Origin of the sequence: Acerihabitans sp. TG2 (assembly GCF_035013185.1) — a bacterium.
GTDB lineage: Bacteria > Pseudomonadota > Gammaproteobacteria > Enterobacterales > Enterobacteriaceae > Acerihabitans.
Window position 1 is genome coordinate 1 of the sequence record NZ_JAYGJO010000048.1, and the last position, 15,652, is coordinate 15,652.

A 15,652-nucleotide genomic window follows, 5' to 3' on the forward strand; every position below is an offset into this window, starting at 1 on the left:
CGTGATTAAGCCTCCCTTTAACACGACCGGTTTGCGTGCGTATTCTGGTGAAGATGAACGGTTGTTCCGGGGGAACGTGAACGCGTTATTTCCTAACGCGCCATCAACGCTTCTTATTACCTCGGTTGTTCACTTTGTGTCAACCTGAGCCCGCCTTTTTCGCATCGATTCACCTTTCATTTCCAGGCGGTGTGCATTGTGCATCAGCCTATCCAGGATGGCGTCTGCCAGCGTACTGTCCCCCACGCACCCGTACCATTCCTCGGTCGGCAGTTGGCTTATCATGACCGTCGCGCTTTTTCCGTAACGATCGTCCATTACCTCCAGTAGATCGTTTCGATGTGCCGGGGACAGCGGTTCAAGACCCCAGTCATCAAGGATGGGTTGATGGACGAGTGATAACCCGCATATTCAGCACAGTCTTTCAGGCCGTTAAGAACCAGCTGGCGGGCAGTGTCATCCGCCATACCTTTCCCAGTCAGCCAGCACGCTAAGCCTTCCGCCAGGAAATAAAAGCCATTACTCATACAAAGACTGACCGTTGCTAAGTCAAAGTCCGACTCGTCAGGCAATAAGGTTAGTGGGCCCAGCAGGGAAAATAAGCGCTGAACCTCTTGATCAGCACCGGTCAGGAGCACGCTCGATTTATTGATTTCAGCGGCGAAGGAAAACATCAGTCTGACACAATCAGTGTGTCTGAATAGCTTTCGCAAACGCTGTGATGGCAGCCCCGGCACCAGTGAAACCAGCGTTTGCGCGCTTCGCAACTGCACCTGATTGGCCATTTCATCCAGAGCATGGCGATCTACGCCGGTAATAATGACATCAGTCTCATTGATGACATCCTGGTAACTGTCCAGCGTCCAGCAGGGGAACTCTCTTCCCAGCTTGCGTGTGCGTTCGTTGTTTCCCGAAACCAGAAATACCTGTGCATCAGGCTCGGCAAGAAACAATCCTCGTACCAGTTTTTCAGTTAACGCGTCTATCTCCAGAATACCTATCCTTTTCATCAGTCCCCCGGTTATCAGTACGGTTCTGTCGTGTAATCAACGGTAAAAAGGTCGTCACGTCTGTGACACAAGTAAGGGAAGATCCGCAGCATCTTATGGTGCGGGCGTTTCTGGCGGCTGCCAGCCTCCTCCAAGCGCCCTGAACGTAGCAACAGCCGCGCGCGCAGATTCTGTCTGCGCCTGCGCCCTGGCGTCGGAAGCCTGTAACAGGGTTTCATCGTTGTGCAGGACGTCCATCAGGCTGGCTGTTCCCTGCCGGTAAGCGATAAAAGATGACTGGCGGGCGCTGGCCAGGGCGGTTTCACCGCGGGTCAGCGTGGCTGCCTGTATTTCACGATTGACCAGGGCGGAGAAAGCATTTTCGACGTCTTCGGTGGCGCGTAATACCGACAGGCGATAGGCCGCGAGCGCTTCGGCTTCCTGGCCTTTCGCCTGATCTATCTGGGCGTTGATGCGACCAAAATCGAAGAGCCGCCAGCGCAGTCCCAGCACGGCTGCCGACTGGCTGGCACCGCCTGAGAACAGGTTATTGCCCGATACAGCCGTTGCGCTGCCGAGCAGTGCACTGAGTGAAAACTTCGGATAATACTCACTGACAGCCACGCCGATGCGTGCACTCGAAGCCGCGAGATGGCGCTCCGCCACGATAATATCGGGTCTGCGGCGCAACAGGTCGGCAGGTGTGCCCGTTGAGGCTATCTGCGGAGCCTGCGGTATGGCACCCGGCAACGCTAACTGACTGCGATGGGTGCCGGGAGGCGTGCCGAGCATGACATCTAATGCATTCATGGCCGCATCAAGCCCCATACTGAGAACCGGTACGGTTGCCTGAACCTGCGCCAGTTCCCCTTCGGTCTGGCGAACCTGATACCCTGGAGCCAGTCCTTTAGCGTTCAGGAGTTGTACCTTTTCCAGCAGTTCCTGCTGCGTACTAACCTGTTTCTCCGCGATGGACAGCCGGGCCTGTAAACCGCGCAGGGTGATATAGATATCGGCAGTCTGAGCCGCGACGGCAAGACGGGTTGCGGCGACGCCCGCCTCGGAAGCCTGATAGTCAGCCAGTGCTGCCTGTCGCCCGCGTCGCAGCCCCCCAAATACGTCAATCTCCCAGCTTGCGTTGAGATCGGTTTCATAGCTATTGCCGTAGCGATTATAATCCGGCGTTGAGCTGAGAACCTGACCCAGCGGGGTTTCGGCCGACTGATACGCGCGTGCCGCTTGCCCGCTGATGTTACCTGAGGGCAACAGCGCTGCTGTGGCCGCGCCCAGTCCGGCACGGGCCTGTGTCATGCGGGCGGTGGCCTGTGCGAGGTCGAGATTTTGCGCAAGGGCGTCTGTAACGTACTGACTTAGCAGAGGATCGCCGAAGCCGTCCCACCAGACGGCAAAACTGGCGGGTCTGGAGGCACTTCTCTGCTGGACGGCAGACGGTGACTGATAGTGTTCAGGAAGGGGGGCATCCGGGCGATGATAATCCGGCCCGGTGGCGCAACCCGCCAGTAAGACGCTGCTCACCACCAGTGCAAGAGTACGGAGGTGGAACATTGATATTCCTTGAGTCAGTTTTGAAGTGTGACTACATTACCAAATGGTCACTCGTTGTCAATCAGGGCTCATTGAGCTAAGCTGGAAAAATGACTAAACACATAAATGTACATCCCCCAAGGGGGCCATCGGATCACAGTGTCCGTGATCAGGTCGTCGATGCTGCCACAGAGCATTTCGGGCATTTTGGTTATGAGAAAACCACGGTGTCAGAACTGGCTAAATCAATAGGATTTTCAAAATCTTACATCTATAAATTTTTCGATTCCAAGCAGGCAATCGGCGAGGTGATCTGCGCCAACCGGCTGGCGATGATCATGGCGATTGTCAATTCAGCGATTGCGGATGCCCCGTCGGCCTCCGAAAAATTGCGGCGTTTATTCCGGGCCCTGACTGAAGCCGGCAGTGATTTGTTTTTTCACGATCGCAAGCTTTATGACATTGCTGCCGTCGCGGCACGGGATAAGTGGCCTTCGGCAGAGGCCCATGAAGAGCGTCTGAGAACATTGATTGAGCACATCATTGTTGAAGGGCGGCAGGCGGGAGAGTTTGAACGGAAAACGCCGCTGGATGAGGCGGCGCATGCGATATATCTGGTCATGCGGCCTTACATCAGTCCGGTGCAGTTGCAATACAATCTGGAAACGGCACCGGCGGCTGCGGCGCTCCTGTCCTCACTGATACTAAGAAGTCTGTCACCCTAAGTTGTGACTATTGACATTATTGGTCACTAGTCTGAGAATGCGGTTACTGTCCTGTTAACTCAATTAAGGGAACCCATGCTCAGGCTTAATCCTGCCACCTTTGCTGTTTGCCTGTTGCCGCTTGCCCTTGTGGCCTGCGGTGACTCTTCCGGCACCGCCGATCCCCGTACTCGGCCTCCTCTGGTCAGGTCTGCGACCGTAGTGAGTGCTGCCGATGCCTCCCGCGCATTTACCGGCGTTGTAGTCGCCCGGATTCAAAGTGATCTCGGTTTCAGAGTGCAGGGCAAAATCCTTGAACGGCTGGTCGATACCGGCCAGACCGTTAAACGTGGTCAGCCATTGATGCGTCTGGATCCGGTTGACCTGAGTCTGCAGGCACAGGCTCAGCAACAGGCTGTCGCGGCTGCACGGGCCCGTGCAAGACAAGCGACTGATGACGAGGTGCGTTATCGCGGTCTGGTCGCTGCAGGCGCAGTGTCGGCATCGGCCTACGATCAGATAAAGGCCGCCGCCGATACGGCCAAAGCTGAACTCAGTGCGGCTCAGGCACAGGCCAATGTGGCAGAAAACGCCACGGGCTACGCCGTGCTGCTGGCTGACGCCGACGGTGTGGTCATGGATACGCTGGCTGAACCCGGTCAGGTTGTCAGTGCCGGGCAGCCGGTGGTCCGGCTGGCCAGGGCAGGGCAGCGCGAGGCCATTGTGCAGTTGCCTGAGACGTTACGTCCGGCTGCCGGAAGCGAGGCCGAAGCAACGTTATACGGTACCGGTAAACAGGCCGTCCCTGCGAAACTGCGGCTCCTTTCCGATGCGGCAGATCCGCTAACCCGTACCTTCGAGGCGAGATATGTGCTTGAAGGAGCACTGGCGAATGCCCCGCTGGGATCCACCGTGACGCTGCATATTGCAGACGATAAATTACCGGGCCAGGTGATGCAGGTGCCTTTAGCGGCCATCTATGATCCTGGCAAAGGGCCGGGTGTCTGGGAGATTTCGGGTAAGCCCGCCAAAGTGTCATGGCTGCCCGTGCAGGTGCAGGGATTGGGTGACGATGCGGCGCGGGTGACCGGTTCCCTTAAGCCCGGAGAGCAGGTGGTCGCCCTGGGGGCGCATCTGCTGCATGACGGTGAGGCCGTACGCCTGGCCGAACAAAGCGACACCCGCGTCGCCGGGAGCCAGCCATGAGCGGGGGGCGATTCAATCTTTCTGCGCTCGCCGTGCGTGAGCGCTCAATCACGCTGTTCCTGATTATCCTGATTACCGTGGCCGGTATTCTTTCGTTTTTTGAACTGGGACGGGCTGAAGACCCGCCGTTTACGGTCAAGCAGATGACCATTATTTCTGCCTGGCCGGGTGCCACCGCGCAGGAAATGCAGGATCAGGTGGCTGAACCGCTGGAAAAGCGTATGCAGGAGCTGAAGTGGTATGACCGCAGCGAAACGTACACGCGTCCCGGTCTGGCTTTTACCATGCTTTCGCTGAAGGACAGCACACCGCCTTCACAGGTGCAGGAAGAGTTTTATCAGGCACGTAAGAAGCTGGGGGATGAGACCAAAAATCTGCCGGCAGGCGTCATCGGGCCGATGGTCAATGATGAATTCTCTGACGTGACCTTTGCGCTCTTTGCGCTGAAGGCCAAAGGTGAGCCACAGCGACTGCTGGTGCGCGATGCGGAATCGTTGCGCCAGCAAATTCTGCATGTGCCGGGGGTCAAGAAGGTCAATATCATTGGCGAACAGGCCGAACGCATCTTTGTCTCGTTCTCGCATGACCGGCTGGCCACGCTGGGTATTTCGCCTCAGGATATTTTCTCCGCCCTCAACAGCCAGAACGTCCTGACGCCCGCCGGTTCGATTGATACCAAAGGGCCGCAGGTCTTTATCCGCCTGGATGGCGCCTTAGACAAACTGGAGAAAATCCGCGAAACGCCCATCGTCGTACAGGGCAGAACCTTGCAGCTTTCTGACGTGGCAACCGTTGAACGGGGCTACGAAGATCCTGCGACCTTCCTGATCCGCAATCAGGGTGAACCGGCGCTGCTGCTGGGCATCGTTATGCGCGACGGCTGGAACGGTCTGGATTTGGGTAAGGCGCTGGATGCGGAAACGGCCAAAATCAATGAGGGCATGCCGCTGGGCATGACCCTGACCAAGGTCACCGATCAGTCAGTCAACATCAGCTCCGCCGTTGACGAGTTCATGATCAAATTCTTCGTCGCGCTGCTGGTGGTGATGGTGGTGTGCTTCGTCAGTATGGGCTGGCGCGTGGGCGTGGTGGTTGCCGCGGCGGTGCCGCTGACGCTGGCAATTGTCTTTGTGGTGATGGAGGCTTCCGGCAAAAACTTTGACCGTATTACCCTGGGCTCGCTGATCCTGGCGCTCGGGTTGCTGGTCGATGATGCCATCATCGCCATCGAGATGATGGTGGTGAAAATGGAAGAGGGCTACGACCGCATCAAAGCCTCGGCCTATGCCTGGAGTCACACGGCGGCCCCGATGCTGGCAGGCACGCTGGTCACCGCCGTCGGATTCATGCCCAACGGTTTTGCCCAGTCCACTGCCGGTGAATACACCAGCAACATGTTCTGGATTGTCGGTATCGCCCTGATTGCTTCCTGGATTGTGGCGGTGGTGTTTACGCCTTATCTGGGCGTGAAAATGTTGCCAAAAATCAAAACGGTGGAGGGCGGGCATGCGGCGATTTACGACACCCGTCATTACAACCGTTTTCGCCGTTTACTGACCCGCGTCATTGCACGCAAGTGGATAGTCGCCGGTACCGTTATTGCCGTCTTTACGGTCGCTATACTCGGCATGGGACTGGTGAAAAAACAGTTTTTCCCGACCTCCGACCGCCCGGAGGTACTGGTTGAAGTGCAGATGCCTTATGGCACCGCGATAGAGCAAACCAGCGCCACCACGGCCAAAATCGAAGCCTGGCTGAGAAAACAGAAAGAGGCAAAAATCATTACGTCCTATATTGGGCAGGGATCGCCGCGTTTTTATCTGGCCATGGCACCTGAGCTGCCCGATCCGTCGTTTGCGAAAATTGTCGTGTTGACGGACAGTCAGGAAGCGCGCGAGGCGCTCAAGTTCAGGCTACGTGAAGCGGCGGCCAGCGGCCTGGCACCTGAGGCGCGCGTGCGCGTGACTCAACTGGTGTTCGGTCCGTATTCTCCTTATCCGGTGGCCTACCGGGTGATGGGGCCGGATCCTGTTAAACTGCGCGAAATTGCAGACAAGGTCGAAAAGGTGATGCAGGCCAGCCCGATGATGAGGACCGTCAACACCGACTGGGGGCCGCGGGTGCCAGCGCTGCACTTCACGCTCAATCAGGATCGCCTGCAGGCGGTGGGGCTGACATCGAATGCGGTCGCACAGCAGCTTCAGTTCCTGCTTTCAGGGGTTCCGATCACTTCGGTGCGTGAAGATATCCGTTCGGTGCAGGTGATGGGGCGGGCGGCAGGAGATATCCGGCTTGATCCGGAAAAAATCGCCGGTTTTACCTTAGTGGGTTCTTCCGGCCAGCGGATTCCGTTATCTCAGATAGGAGGGGTTGAGGTACAAATGGAAGATCCTGTTCTGCGCCGCCGCGACCGAACGCCGACCATTACCGTGCGGGGGGACATTGCCGAAAATCTGCAGCCACCGGATGTCTCGACGGCAATCATGAAGTCGTTGCAGCCGGTCATTGATACGCTCCCGGCCGGATACCGCATCGAGCAGGCGGGGTCGATTGAAGAATCCGGGAAAGCGACAAAAGCGATGGCACCGCTGTTCCCTATCATGATTGCCATGACGCTGTTGATTATTATCCTGCAGGTGCGGTCGATGTCGGCGATGGTGATGGTATTCCTCACTGCGCCGCTGGGGCTTGTTGGGGTGGTGCCAACGCTGCTTGTGTTTAACCAGCCGTTTGGCATCAATGCGCTGGTAGGACTGATTGCGCTGTCGGGTATTCTGATGCGTAACACGCTGATCCTGATAGGGCAGATCCATCACAACGAACAGGAAGGGCTGGCACCATTCCATGCGGTGGTGGAAGCAACGGTGCAGCGAGCCCGGCCGGTATTGCTGACGGCAATGGCGGCTATTCTGGCGTTTATCCCGCTGACCCACTCGGTGTTCTGGGGGACGCTGGCTTATACCCTGATTGGCGGGACGTTTGGTGGCACCATCATCACGCTGGTCTTCCTGCCGGCAATGTATGCCATCTGGTTCAGGATACGCCCTGACAATCAGCAGCAGAGTAAAAGTTCGACACCGACCAGACCTGTTTCCGCCGCGAATGAATGAACCGCTTTTGTCGCATCGTCTCACCACAGACCATTGTCATTGGGTGATGATCTGTGGTTTTCCCTTATCAACTGTGGAATTAAGGAATCTGATGACTTATACAGGTCAAAAGCGCAGTTGCAGAACATCTTCCTGTCGGGGTGGGTGCTCTTGCTCTAACAGGTAAGAGAGCTGTTTTTTTGTCAGTATTTTTTTGGTGAAATTTTACTATGAAGACGCAAAGCTTTCCGGGGGACATTGAGGCAGGTGACCAGGTCTCTGAAAATCCGCGATTAACAGGGAAGATTATCGCTTTGCTGGCGGGGCTTTCGGCTATCAGCACCTTATCCACAAATATCATTCTCCCCGCATTCCCGGATATCGGCGAGCAGTTAGGGGTATCAGCACGTGAACTGGGTCTTACGCTCTCCAGTTTTTTTATCACTTTCGCTCTGGCTCAATTAGTGGTTGGTCCGCTGGCAGACCGCTATGGCCGCAAAAAACTGATATTGGGAGGGCTGTCAATATTCATCGTAGGGACTGTCGTGGGGGGGCTTGCTACCTCACTTGAAACGCTTATTATCGGACGCGTCATCCAGGCGTTAGGTATCTGTGCCGCTGCAGTGCTGGCCCGAGCCATTGCACGTGATTTGTTCGATGGTGAAACACTGGCTCGTGCACTGTCCCTCACCATGATCGCCACAGCGGCCGCCCCCGGTTTTTCACCGCTGGTGGGCAGTGTGCTGACCACCACTTTGGGCTGGCGGGCGATCTTCATCCTCGTGGGCCTTGCGGCCTTTGCTGTAGCCATTTTTTATACCACTGCATTGGGAGAAACGCATCCAGCTGAAAGGCGTGCTCCAATTTCAATTCCGGGCGTGATTGTTTCGTATTCCAGGCTGGCAGTGAATGGGAAGTTTATTCTTCCGGCACTGTCGGTGAGCCTGCTGATGAGCGGTTTATTTGCCTCCTTCGGCGCCGCACCCGCCATCCTGATAAAGGGGATAGGGTTATCATCATTACAAGTCGGATTTTACTTTGCCGCCACCGTGTTTGTGGTCTTCGGCGCGGGTATGGCGGCCCCACGACTGGCGCGCCGCTATGGCGCGCAAATCATTACCTCGGGAGGCATCCTTACTGCTTTGCTTGGTGGTGGCATGTTGTTGATTGGGCCTGAGTCTCCGGGATTAGGCTGGTATTCCCTGTCGATGGTTATGTACCTCTGGGGAATGGGGCTGGCTAATCCATTGGGAACGGCAATTACAATGGGTCCATTCGGGAAACAGGCCGGGCTGGCATCCGCTTTACTCGGTTTTCTTACTATGGGGGCTGCTGCAACTGCAACCTGGCTCGGTTCTGTAATGACATTTCCTGCAGTGCCAACGCTGGGAGGTATACAGACAACGGCCTGTATGGTCGCGCTGTTCCTGTTCCTTTTGCGAGGAAAATTAACAGCATCGTCTACGTGAAAATTACAAGATGCAATAGGCGTTTATGGTTTTGGCAGAAAATGAGCTGGTCCTGGATTAACATTTAATACGTGGCGCGACTACATTCACTCATTGGTTTGTACGGATCACGAATGCTGGGAAACACCAGTTTATGCTCGGCTGAACTTCTCTTTTTTGCTTTAGAATGCATATAGCCTGCTTTGACAGCGGTACAATATGTGGCGTACGCATTTTTTGCCCCACGCTCGGAATAGCGGACTCCAGGGATCGGTTCTCGTGTGGCGGGGATCGTCCAGATTTTGTTTCTGAAACTTATCTCCGTCCAGCGGGCAAACCGCAGTTCGCTGGAGCGAATAAAGACATGCAGGGTGAGAGAAACAGCCAGCCGGGTTAATTCCCGTCCCTGATGATAGCCATCAATACGACTCAACAGTTCGGGTAGTCGTTCAAGGGGAAGGGCGGGGTAGTGTCGTTTAACCGGTGCTGCGATGATACCTTCGAGATTCGACGCCGGATTGCTCTCAATCATCCCCTGATGCACTGCATGCCGCATGATGTTGCACATATGCTGCCGGGTACGTGCTGCGACTTCCAGCAGACCTTTTTGCTCAATGCCTTTTAGCAGGTCGATAAAGTGACGAGGTTTCAGTTCAGCTACCGGCAAGTGTCCAATCACCGGGAAGATGTGATTGTTCATGCTGGCAAGCAGACGGGAAGAGTGGTTTGCTGACCATGTTCTGTTGCTTTTATGCCAGCTCAATGCAACGTGCTTAAACGTTTTTTCCGGTGAGCGGGCAGCTTTCTCTGCGATACGTTGCTGTGCTGGATTGATATTCTGCGTCAGCAGCTTGCGTATGCCATCACGTTGCTGTCGGGCGTAAGCCAAAGAAACATCGGGATAGGCACCTCAGCCGAGGCGGGATTCTTTACCATTGATACGATATTTGAGATACCAGAGACGTGAACCGCCTGGATTGACTAAAAGGTACAGGCCATGAGAATCGGAAACTTTGAAAGGTTTAGCGAATGGTTTTAAGCTGCGGATTTTAGTGTCGTTCAGAGACATAGGGTGGTCACTCCATAATCGAACTGAAATGACCCCAAATCAGACCATCAATCTTGCCCGATGCGGAGGGGAAAATGAAAATGCATCGGGAAGACTTTTCACACTAACTTGTTGAATCTAAATCGTATAAAGATTCGTGAAGATGCATGAAAACATAAATATGGCTCCTCTGACTGGAATAGCCTTTGCCATTAAGTGGCTAATAAATAAGCTAAAGGAGAATGCTACTCCTGTCAATACCCCCAACATGACCACCATTTTGCGGATATTGAAATAGAGAATCTGAAAGTATATAATCATCCCCATGAAGACAGATAAATCTTATAAGCATTCTAAACAGAACGATAAAGCAAATGTCCCTTTGCCGCTGCCGGTGGAGCGCGCCATTTACAAGTTAGGCAGCGACCTGGCGTTGGCGCGTAGACGCAGGCATCTGTCCCAGGCATCGCTGGCCGAACGTATGGGGGCATCCATATCTACCGTGCGGCGCATGGAAAAAGGCGATGTCCGGGTCCCGATACACTTTTTCGCCCGGGCCATGCATGTGTTCGGCGAGATACAGGCCCTGGCGGAAATGTTGGACACGGCGCGTGACGACATTGGCCTGACCTTGATGGATGAGCATCTCCCCAAACGGATACGCGCTAAATCATCATCTTCAGGAGCTTTATGAAAGCGTTGACCTCGATCCGCCAGCAAATACAGGTCCGTTTGGGCAGCGTCGGCACCGCAATTGGTACTCTGATTTATGTCAAACAAGGTCGGCGTGAGAATACCGCTTTTGCCTATCATGATGACTGGCTCACCAATCCGGGGCGATTCAATGTTTCCGCAGATCTGAGTCTGGTCGCGGGATATCAACCGCATAAGGCATTATCAGCCCAGGATTCCTCCTTTCATAGCGCCATTGCCGATACGGCCCCCGATGCCTGGGGGCGGCGGGTTATTGCGCGCGATCATGCAAAACGCCGCAAAGATAATTCCGTGATCGCACCGCTGACCGAAATGGATTACCTGCTCGCGGTGGATGATTTCAGCCGTGTCGGGGCCTTGCGTTTGTGCGATTTGAATGGACGATATCATCGAACCGTAGAGGAGGGGCGACGTAGTACGCCGCCGCTGGTAGAATTAAACCGTATTTATCAAGCCAGTCGCGCCGTTGAGCAAGGCCGGGATAGTATACAGGATTTGCGCTATCTCCAGGGTAAAGGCACCTCTCTGGGCGGCATGCGGCCGAAAAGTACGGTGATAGATGAAGATGGTTCCCTTGCTCTTGGGAAATTCCCGAGCGTAGGCGACACGCGTAGCGTGACCCGTGGTGAAGTCCTCGCTCTATGCTTGGCGCAACAGGCCGGCATTGAGTCTGCTCCAGCGCGTATTGCTGAATTGGAAGGAATACCGGTTGCGATCATTCGCCGATTCGACCGCGACGGTGCCGATGGGCGTATTCCTTATCAATCAGCTGCCACCGTACTTCAAGCTTCGCGAGAGGAAGAGCGCAGCTATACCGAAATCGCCGATGCAATACGATCAATCGGACTTGCGCCAACGGCGGATTTGCAACAGTTATGGCGTAGATTGGTTTTTAACCTGCTGATCACTAATGTTGACGATCATTTGCAAAATCACGGTTTCCTGCATGTGCAAAACGGCCTCTGGCGATTGGCGCCGGCTTTCGACCTTAACCCCTTTCCCGACAAAGAACGGGAATCTAAGACATGGTTGTCGGAAGAGGACGGGCCGATAACCGACCTGAGCATGCTGCTGGCGCGTAGTTCCTATTTTGCTTTGAGTCAGACCGCCGCTTTGGCTGTGTTGGCGGATGTATATACCGCCGTGACTCAATGGCGCAATATTGCAGTCAGCCCTGTAGTGGGGCTTAGGGAAAATGAGCTGGAAGATTTTGCTGCGGCGTTTGAACATGAGCAAATGGAGGACGCGCGGAGGCTATTGGTTTAAATATTTTGTCGCACAAAGGTTTGAATAAATGAGTTAAAGAAAATTTTTCATGCAGTCAATACCACCAAAATAATCACCAAATAAAACTATGGCGATACGGTAGTGGTGCGGCAATAGGAGGGCGAGATTAGGTAATTTCTTTAATTGAATTGCAAAGCCCGAAAACAGCGCACTTCACACCAGTCATCTCAAGGTCCGCGAGTAATTTCAACGCCAGGGAGCGCAGGTCATCGGGGTTTTGTGAGGCCAGCAATGCATCGATATCCATGCATTGATTTTATCAAAATAAATTATTATTGTCATTTAAAATCAATGTATTAATCCATTTTTATCTTTATTTCCATTGGGTCAAATCCAGGCCGTCAACGCGCTTCCAGTCGATGCCTTTCATCAGCCAGTCAAACTGCTCCGGCGACAGCATCCAGGCGACATCACCCTGTTTCGGCCAGATAAAATGGCCTTCTTGCCAGGGCTGGTGCAAATTATCGGTGATATATTGCGTCAATGTATCAATGCCACGGCGCATATCCACCGGCTCGCGCGCCAGCCAGATGTGCTGTGGGGTTAACATAATGATAATGCTTGCATTACAGCCATCAACTGAGTGGGAAGACAACTCACGGAATAGCCATTGGGCAGGTTCAGCGTCACCGCGACAGCACTATTATTCTCTGCCGCAACCCGATGCGCAGGGATAAAGGCGGTGGTCTCTGTCGCGGTAACCTCACCCTTATGATGTTTTATCCAATAATAAAAGGCGCTAACGGTGATGTGATGCTGCCGACAATAGGCTTGTTTGGTTAATCCACTGTGTTGCCAAGCGTCAAGGTGTTGCAGTCGTTCACTAAGGGAATAGCGTTTTGCCATGGTTCATCTCACCCCGATTATATGGGGTGAGATCAGAATGCTGGAATGGTATTTCGTGAACAAGGCGAGACGCCCGTCCCATTACTCTTATTCATTCTTGTCCCTGAGTATCCTTTCGATTTCGTTCTCACGCTCCCTCTCATCCTTTCTTCTTTTTTCTTTCAACTCTTCATTTCTATTATACAAGGGCGGGAAATATACCATATCGTCTATTTCCTCTGGCCAGCAGATAATGATTGCATACCCAACAAAGCAAATTAAACATACAAACCCAACGCCCCAATGTGTGATTATCTCGTCTCGCTGCCTCAACATATTCCAGAGCCAATCAACAAAAGATTGTGTAGTTCCATCCGGAGAGGATAAATACCACTCGATAGCAATAAGTATAGCTAAACCAACCGCTATTAACTTCGACTGCCTAAGTTCTTTTTTCTCGACGACCAACTTATCGTTGACCTCTGAAAATCTTTTATGCATGAATTCACATTGGTTATTCAATGCCTCATCTTGTAATTGTGATAGACGGACATAACCCCTTTCAGCATTTCCATAATCAGCGCGATATTTAAACCAGTGTCTATTATACTTAGCCCTAATAAGTGGAAGAACCACAAGCAAGTAGCAAATATCAAGTATGAAAGTTGAAATGAAGGCAAAGCTTATAGCTATACCAATAACACTGCCGAAAGTTAAATCCGGTCTATTTTCTATCGATAAGTAGAAAACTCCATGTTTCGTTAGAATAATGAGCCAAATATCGAGAAAAAGAGCATAGTAGGTAAGTTTCATCACCTTTTTTACGTCCCATAACCCCTCCATAAAACCGAAAACAGACCAGGGAATGTTATTTTGTGAGCTAGCCATAGTTATCGCCTCTTTATGTTAACCTTTTAAAATGAATAGTATCGCAACAACATATAGCTTCAAAAGGGAATATTCCTTTCATGCTCTACCCGGATGAGAATTGATCTTCTCTCTGAAAACCGTACCAGGCTAAACTAGAGTTTTCGGCCCGTCATTTTCTTCAAAAAGTGGCGATCCGTCCTGAAGAAAACGCGTTTTACCGAGGAACAAATCGCGTTTGCCCTGAAACAGGCCGAAACCGGCACTCGGGTGAAGGGCATCAAATCCGACCTGCCGGGAGATATTATCGCCATAGTAACGGAACAGGTTTATGACACGGCCCAGTGGTCTTTATCTGTTGATCCCACAGGGTTCGCGCATCCTGGGTAAATACAAGCCAGGTAATCTACGGGCAGAGTAGAGTGCAGGTAGTTTGGAATTGCATCATTCTGCCGGATACCTCATCGCTAACGTTGGACAATTTGGCCGGTGCTGATCCTGCCGGTTATACCGGGCTGGAGGATGAAGTCGTTCCCCTATCGTCAGCACACCGATTTTCTCCTGCAACAATTTCGGCAGTGCGATCCCGTTATCAAATGCATTAATGAAATATCGGTTCTGTTCAGAAGCTAGGGAAGCAGCACCTGCTACAGCTAAATGTCATACTCCCTTACGTACGTTCTAGCTACGAAATCGAATATCTTCCCTCGCGCTCCTTAAAGGCGAGGTGCCCGCCCTCCAGTAACGTGCAGACCGCCTGACGAATGCCGAACATGTCTCCGTCTGTCAGGTTGTGCTCCAGCGAGCCCGATTCATAGGTGATCTGAAGTGGCACACTAAATTTGGCCACCTGAGTTGAGATGTTATCCTCATATCCAAATATTACAGGTGATCCAATGAGCAACGCTTTTACTGCTGAATTTAAACTCGAGGCGGCAAAACTGGTCCTCGACCAGAATTACACCCATACAGAGGCCGCTAAGGCGATGAATATTAGCCTTTCAGCCATCAACCGCTGGGTAAAGTCGCTTCGTATGGAGCGACAGGGAAAAACGCCTCCTGGACTTCCTTTAACGCCTGAGCAAATTGAACTCAGGGAAATGAGGAAACGAGTACAACGCCTTGAAATGGAAAATGAAATCTTAAAAAAAGCTACAGCACTCTTGATGTCGGACTCCCTCAACAGTTCACGATGATCGACAGCTTGAGTGCGCAGTATTCGGTAAAGGTGTTGTGCCAGATTTTTAACGTTCACCGCAGCAGCTACCGCTACTGGTGCAACCGTGCTGATGAACCAGACGCTGCTCGTGCAGTAAAACGCAGTCTGGTCAGTGAGGTCTGGAGCGCCAGCGGTGGCTCTGCCGGTGCAAGAAGTATCGCTACAATGGTGAGCAGCAAAGGTGTGAAACTTGGTCGCTGGCTGGCAGGGCGGCTAATGAAAGAGCTCGATATCGCCAGTTGTCAGATGCCGACACACAAATACAAACGAGGAGAGAGTGAACACGTTGAAACCCCAAATCGTCTCGACAGGCAGTTCGCGGTCACAGAGCCGGATCAGATCTGGTGCGGTGACGTGACCTATATCTGGACGGGCAAGCGGTGGGCCTACCTGGCTGTGGTGCTGGACTTGTTTGCCCGCAAACCGGTGGGCTGGGCAATGTCGAACTCGCCTGATACAGCGTTAACAGTAAAAGCGCTTCAGATGGCTTGGGAGCTGCGCGGTCGGCCTGAAGGTGTAATGTTCCATAGCGACCAGGGTAGTCACTATACCAGCCATAAGTATCGACAGATACTTTGGCGCTACCGGATAACGCAAAGCATGAGCCGTCGCGGCAACTGCTGGGATACTCAGTCTACTATACTCCTGAATACCGGATCGGACTGACCCGTGCTGGGATTGGCTGAACTGCCTTTGTGTTGACCTGTCGTC

Annotated in this window: 13 protein-coding genes and 4 pseudogenes; 9 read left to right on the forward strand and 8 right to left on the reverse strand. The window is 53.1% G+C overall.

What is annotated here, in order from left to right; all coding sequences use genetic code 11:
* Window positions 1-129: 129 nt before the first annotated feature.
* The 3 genes from SJI19_RS23500 to SJI19_RS23510 all read right to left on the reverse strand — a co-directional run bounded on the left by SJI19_RS23500 (window position 130) and on the right by SJI19_RS23510 (window position 2,555).
* Window positions 130-411 carry an ATP-binding protein gene (locus SJI19_RS23500; RefSeq protein ID WP_323480688.1) on the reverse strand — a complete coding sequence of 94 codons (282 nt, stop codon included), beginning with the start codon at window positions 409-411 and terminating at the stop codon, window positions 130-132.
* Window positions 318-1,010: an NAD(P)-binding domain-containing protein gene (locus tag SJI19_RS23505; protein WP_323480676.1), complete on the reverse strand. Its 693-nt coding sequence runs from the start codon at window positions 1,008-1,010 to the stop codon at window positions 318-320. Before SJI19_RS23505 ends, SJI19_RS23500 begins: the two co-directional genes overlap by 94 nt.
* A gap of 93 nt (window positions 1,011-1,103) precedes the next feature.
* Window positions 1,104-2,555 (reverse strand): efflux transporter outer membrane subunit, encoded by a 1,452-nt coding sequence (locus SJI19_RS23510; protein WP_323480677.1) that lies wholly within the window; start codon window positions 2,553-2,555, stop codon window positions 1,104-1,106.
* 89 nt (window positions 2,556-2,644) lie between these two features.
* On the opposite strand from SJI19_RS23510, the gene SJI19_RS23515 reads away from it, so the two are divergent.
* The 4 genes from SJI19_RS23515 (at window position 2,645) to SJI19_RS23530 (ending at window position 9,002) form a co-directional block, all read left to right on the forward strand.
* Window positions 2,645-3,259: a TetR/AcrR family transcriptional regulator gene (locus SJI19_RS23515; RefSeq protein WP_323480678.1), complete on the forward strand. Its 615-nt coding sequence runs from the start codon at window positions 2,645-2,647 to the stop codon at window positions 3,257-3,259.
* Window positions 3,260-3,334: 75 nt separating this feature from the next.
* Entirely contained in the window at window positions 3,335-4,444 is a 1,110-nt protein-coding gene (locus SJI19_RS23520) for an efflux RND transporter periplasmic adaptor subunit (RefSeq protein WP_323480679.1), read from the forward strand.
* Entirely contained in the window at window positions 4,441-7,554 is a 3,114-nt protein-coding gene (locus SJI19_RS23525) for an efflux RND transporter permease subunit (RefSeq protein ID WP_323480680.1), read from the forward strand. Before SJI19_RS23520 ends, SJI19_RS23525 begins: the two co-directional genes overlap by 4 nt.
* A gap of 209 nt (window positions 7,555-7,763) precedes the next feature.
* Window positions 7,764-9,002 carry a multidrug effflux MFS transporter gene (locus tag SJI19_RS23530; RefSeq protein WP_323480681.1) on the forward strand — a complete coding sequence of 413 codons (1,239 nt, stop codon included), beginning with the start codon at window positions 7,764-7,766 and terminating at the stop codon, window positions 9,000-9,002.
* 85 nt (window positions 9,003-9,087) lie between these two features.
* On the opposite strand, the pseudogene SJI19_RS23535 reads toward SJI19_RS23530, so the two are convergent.
* Window positions 9,088-10,050 (reverse strand): annotated as a pseudogene (locus SJI19_RS23535) (tyrosine-type recombinase/integrase); the annotation flags it as partial.
* Window positions 10,051-10,354: 304 nt separating this feature from the next.
* Here SJI19_RS23535 and SJI19_RS23540 point away from each other — a divergent pair.
* Window positions 10,355-10,723, forward strand: coding sequence for a helix-turn-helix transcriptional regulator (locus SJI19_RS23540; RefSeq protein ID WP_323480682.1), 369 nt, complete (start codon window positions 10,355-10,357; stop codon window positions 10,721-10,723).
* Entirely contained in the window at window positions 10,720-12,009 is a 1,290-nt protein-coding gene (locus SJI19_RS23545; protein ID WP_323480683.1) for a HipA domain-containing protein, read from the forward strand. The genes SJI19_RS23540 and SJI19_RS23545 overlap by 4 nt, the downstream gene beginning before the upstream one ends.
* Before the next feature lie 127 nt (window positions 12,010-12,136).
* Here the strand turns inward: SJI19_RS23545 and SJI19_RS23550 are convergent, their stop codons facing one another.
* The 4 genes from SJI19_RS23550 to SJI19_RS23565 form a co-directional block, all read right to left on the reverse strand.
* On the reverse strand, window positions 12,137-12,277 hold the full coding sequence (locus SJI19_RS23550) for a hypothetical protein (RefSeq protein WP_323480684.1): 141 nt from the start codon (window positions 12,275-12,277) through the stop codon (window positions 12,137-12,139).
* Window positions 12,278-12,343: 66 nt separating this feature from the next.
* On the reverse strand, window positions 12,344-12,580 hold the full coding sequence (gene tnpB, locus SJI19_RS23555; protein ID WP_323480685.1) for an IS66 family insertion sequence element accessory protein TnpB: 237 nt from the start codon (window positions 12,578-12,580) through the stop codon (window positions 12,344-12,346).
* On the reverse strand, window positions 12,574-12,876 hold the full coding sequence (tnpA, locus tag SJI19_RS23560) for an IS66 family insertion sequence element accessory protein TnpA (protein ID WP_323480686.1): 303 nt from the start codon (window positions 12,874-12,876) through the stop codon (window positions 12,574-12,576). Before tnpA ends, tnpB begins: the two co-directional genes overlap by 7 nt.
* Before the next feature lie 87 nt (window positions 12,877-12,963).
* Window positions 12,964-13,743 (reverse strand): hypothetical protein, encoded by a 780-nt coding sequence (locus tag SJI19_RS23565; RefSeq protein ID WP_323480687.1) that lies wholly within the window; start codon window positions 13,741-13,743, stop codon window positions 12,964-12,966.
* A gap of 180 nt (window positions 13,744-13,923) precedes the next feature.
* Between SJI19_RS23565 and SJI19_RS23570 the strand changes: the two are divergent.
* From SJI19_RS23570 to SJI19_RS23580, 3 pseudogenes are all read left to right on the forward strand, one after another.
* A pseudogene (locus SJI19_RS23570) lies at window positions 13,924-14,004 on the forward strand (transposase); the annotation flags it as partial.
* Window positions 13,984-14,252: pseudogene (locus SJI19_RS23575) on the forward strand (TrbI/VirB10 family protein); the annotation flags it as partial. The pseudogenes SJI19_RS23570 and SJI19_RS23575, both read left to right, overlap by 21 nt.
* A gap of 330 nt (window positions 14,253-14,582) precedes the next feature.
* Window positions 14,583-15,568 (forward strand): annotated as a pseudogene (locus SJI19_RS23580) (IS3 family transposase); the annotation flags it as partial.
* Between the last annotated feature and the right edge of the window lie 84 nt (window positions 15,569-15,652).

Bases quoted from the DNA above. Each gene is read 5' to 3' on its own strand.
- SJI19_RS23505 (WP_323480676.1), bottom strand. From the start codon at position 1,010: ATGAAAAGGATAGGTATTCTGGAGATAGACGCGTTAACTGAAAAACTG.
- SJI19_RS23510 (WP_323480677.1), bottom strand. From the start codon at position 2,555: ATGTTCCACCTCCGTACTCTTGCACTGGTGGTGAGCAGCGTCTTACTG.
- SJI19_RS23515 (WP_323480678.1), top strand. From the start codon at position 2,645: ATGACTAAACACATAAATGTACATCCCCCAAGGGGGCCATCGGATCAC.
- SJI19_RS23520 (WP_323480679.1), top strand. From the start codon at position 3,335: ATGCTCAGGCTTAATCCTGCCACCTTTGCTGTTTGCCTGTTGCCGCTT.
- SJI19_RS23525 (WP_323480680.1), top strand. From the start codon at position 4,441: ATGAGCGGGGGGCGATTCAATCTTTCTGCGCTCGCCGTGCGTGAGCGC.
- SJI19_RS23530 (WP_323480681.1), top strand. From the start codon at position 7,764: ATGAAGACGCAAAGCTTTCCGGGGGACATTGAGGCAGGTGACCAGGTC.
- SJI19_RS23540 (WP_323480682.1), top strand. From the start codon at position 10,355: ATGAAGACAGATAAATCTTATAAGCATTCTAAACAGAACGATAAAGCA.
- SJI19_RS23545 (WP_323480683.1), top strand. From the start codon at position 10,720: ATGAAAGCGTTGACCTCGATCCGCCAGCAAATACAGGTCCGTTTGGGC.
- SJI19_RS23550 (WP_323480684.1), bottom strand. From the start codon at position 12,277: ATGGATATCGATGCATTGCTGGCCTCACAAAACCCCGATGACCTGCGC.
- tnpB (WP_323480685.1), bottom strand. From the start codon at position 12,580: ATGTTAACCCCACAGCACATCTGGCTGGCGCGCGAGCCGGTGGATATG.
- tnpA (WP_323480686.1), bottom strand. From the start codon at position 12,876: ATGGCAAAACGCTATTCCCTTAGTGAACGACTGCAACACCTTGACGCT.
- SJI19_RS23565 (WP_323480687.1), bottom strand. From the start codon at position 13,743: ATGGCTAGCTCACAAAATAACATTCCCTGGTCTGTTTTCGGTTTTATG.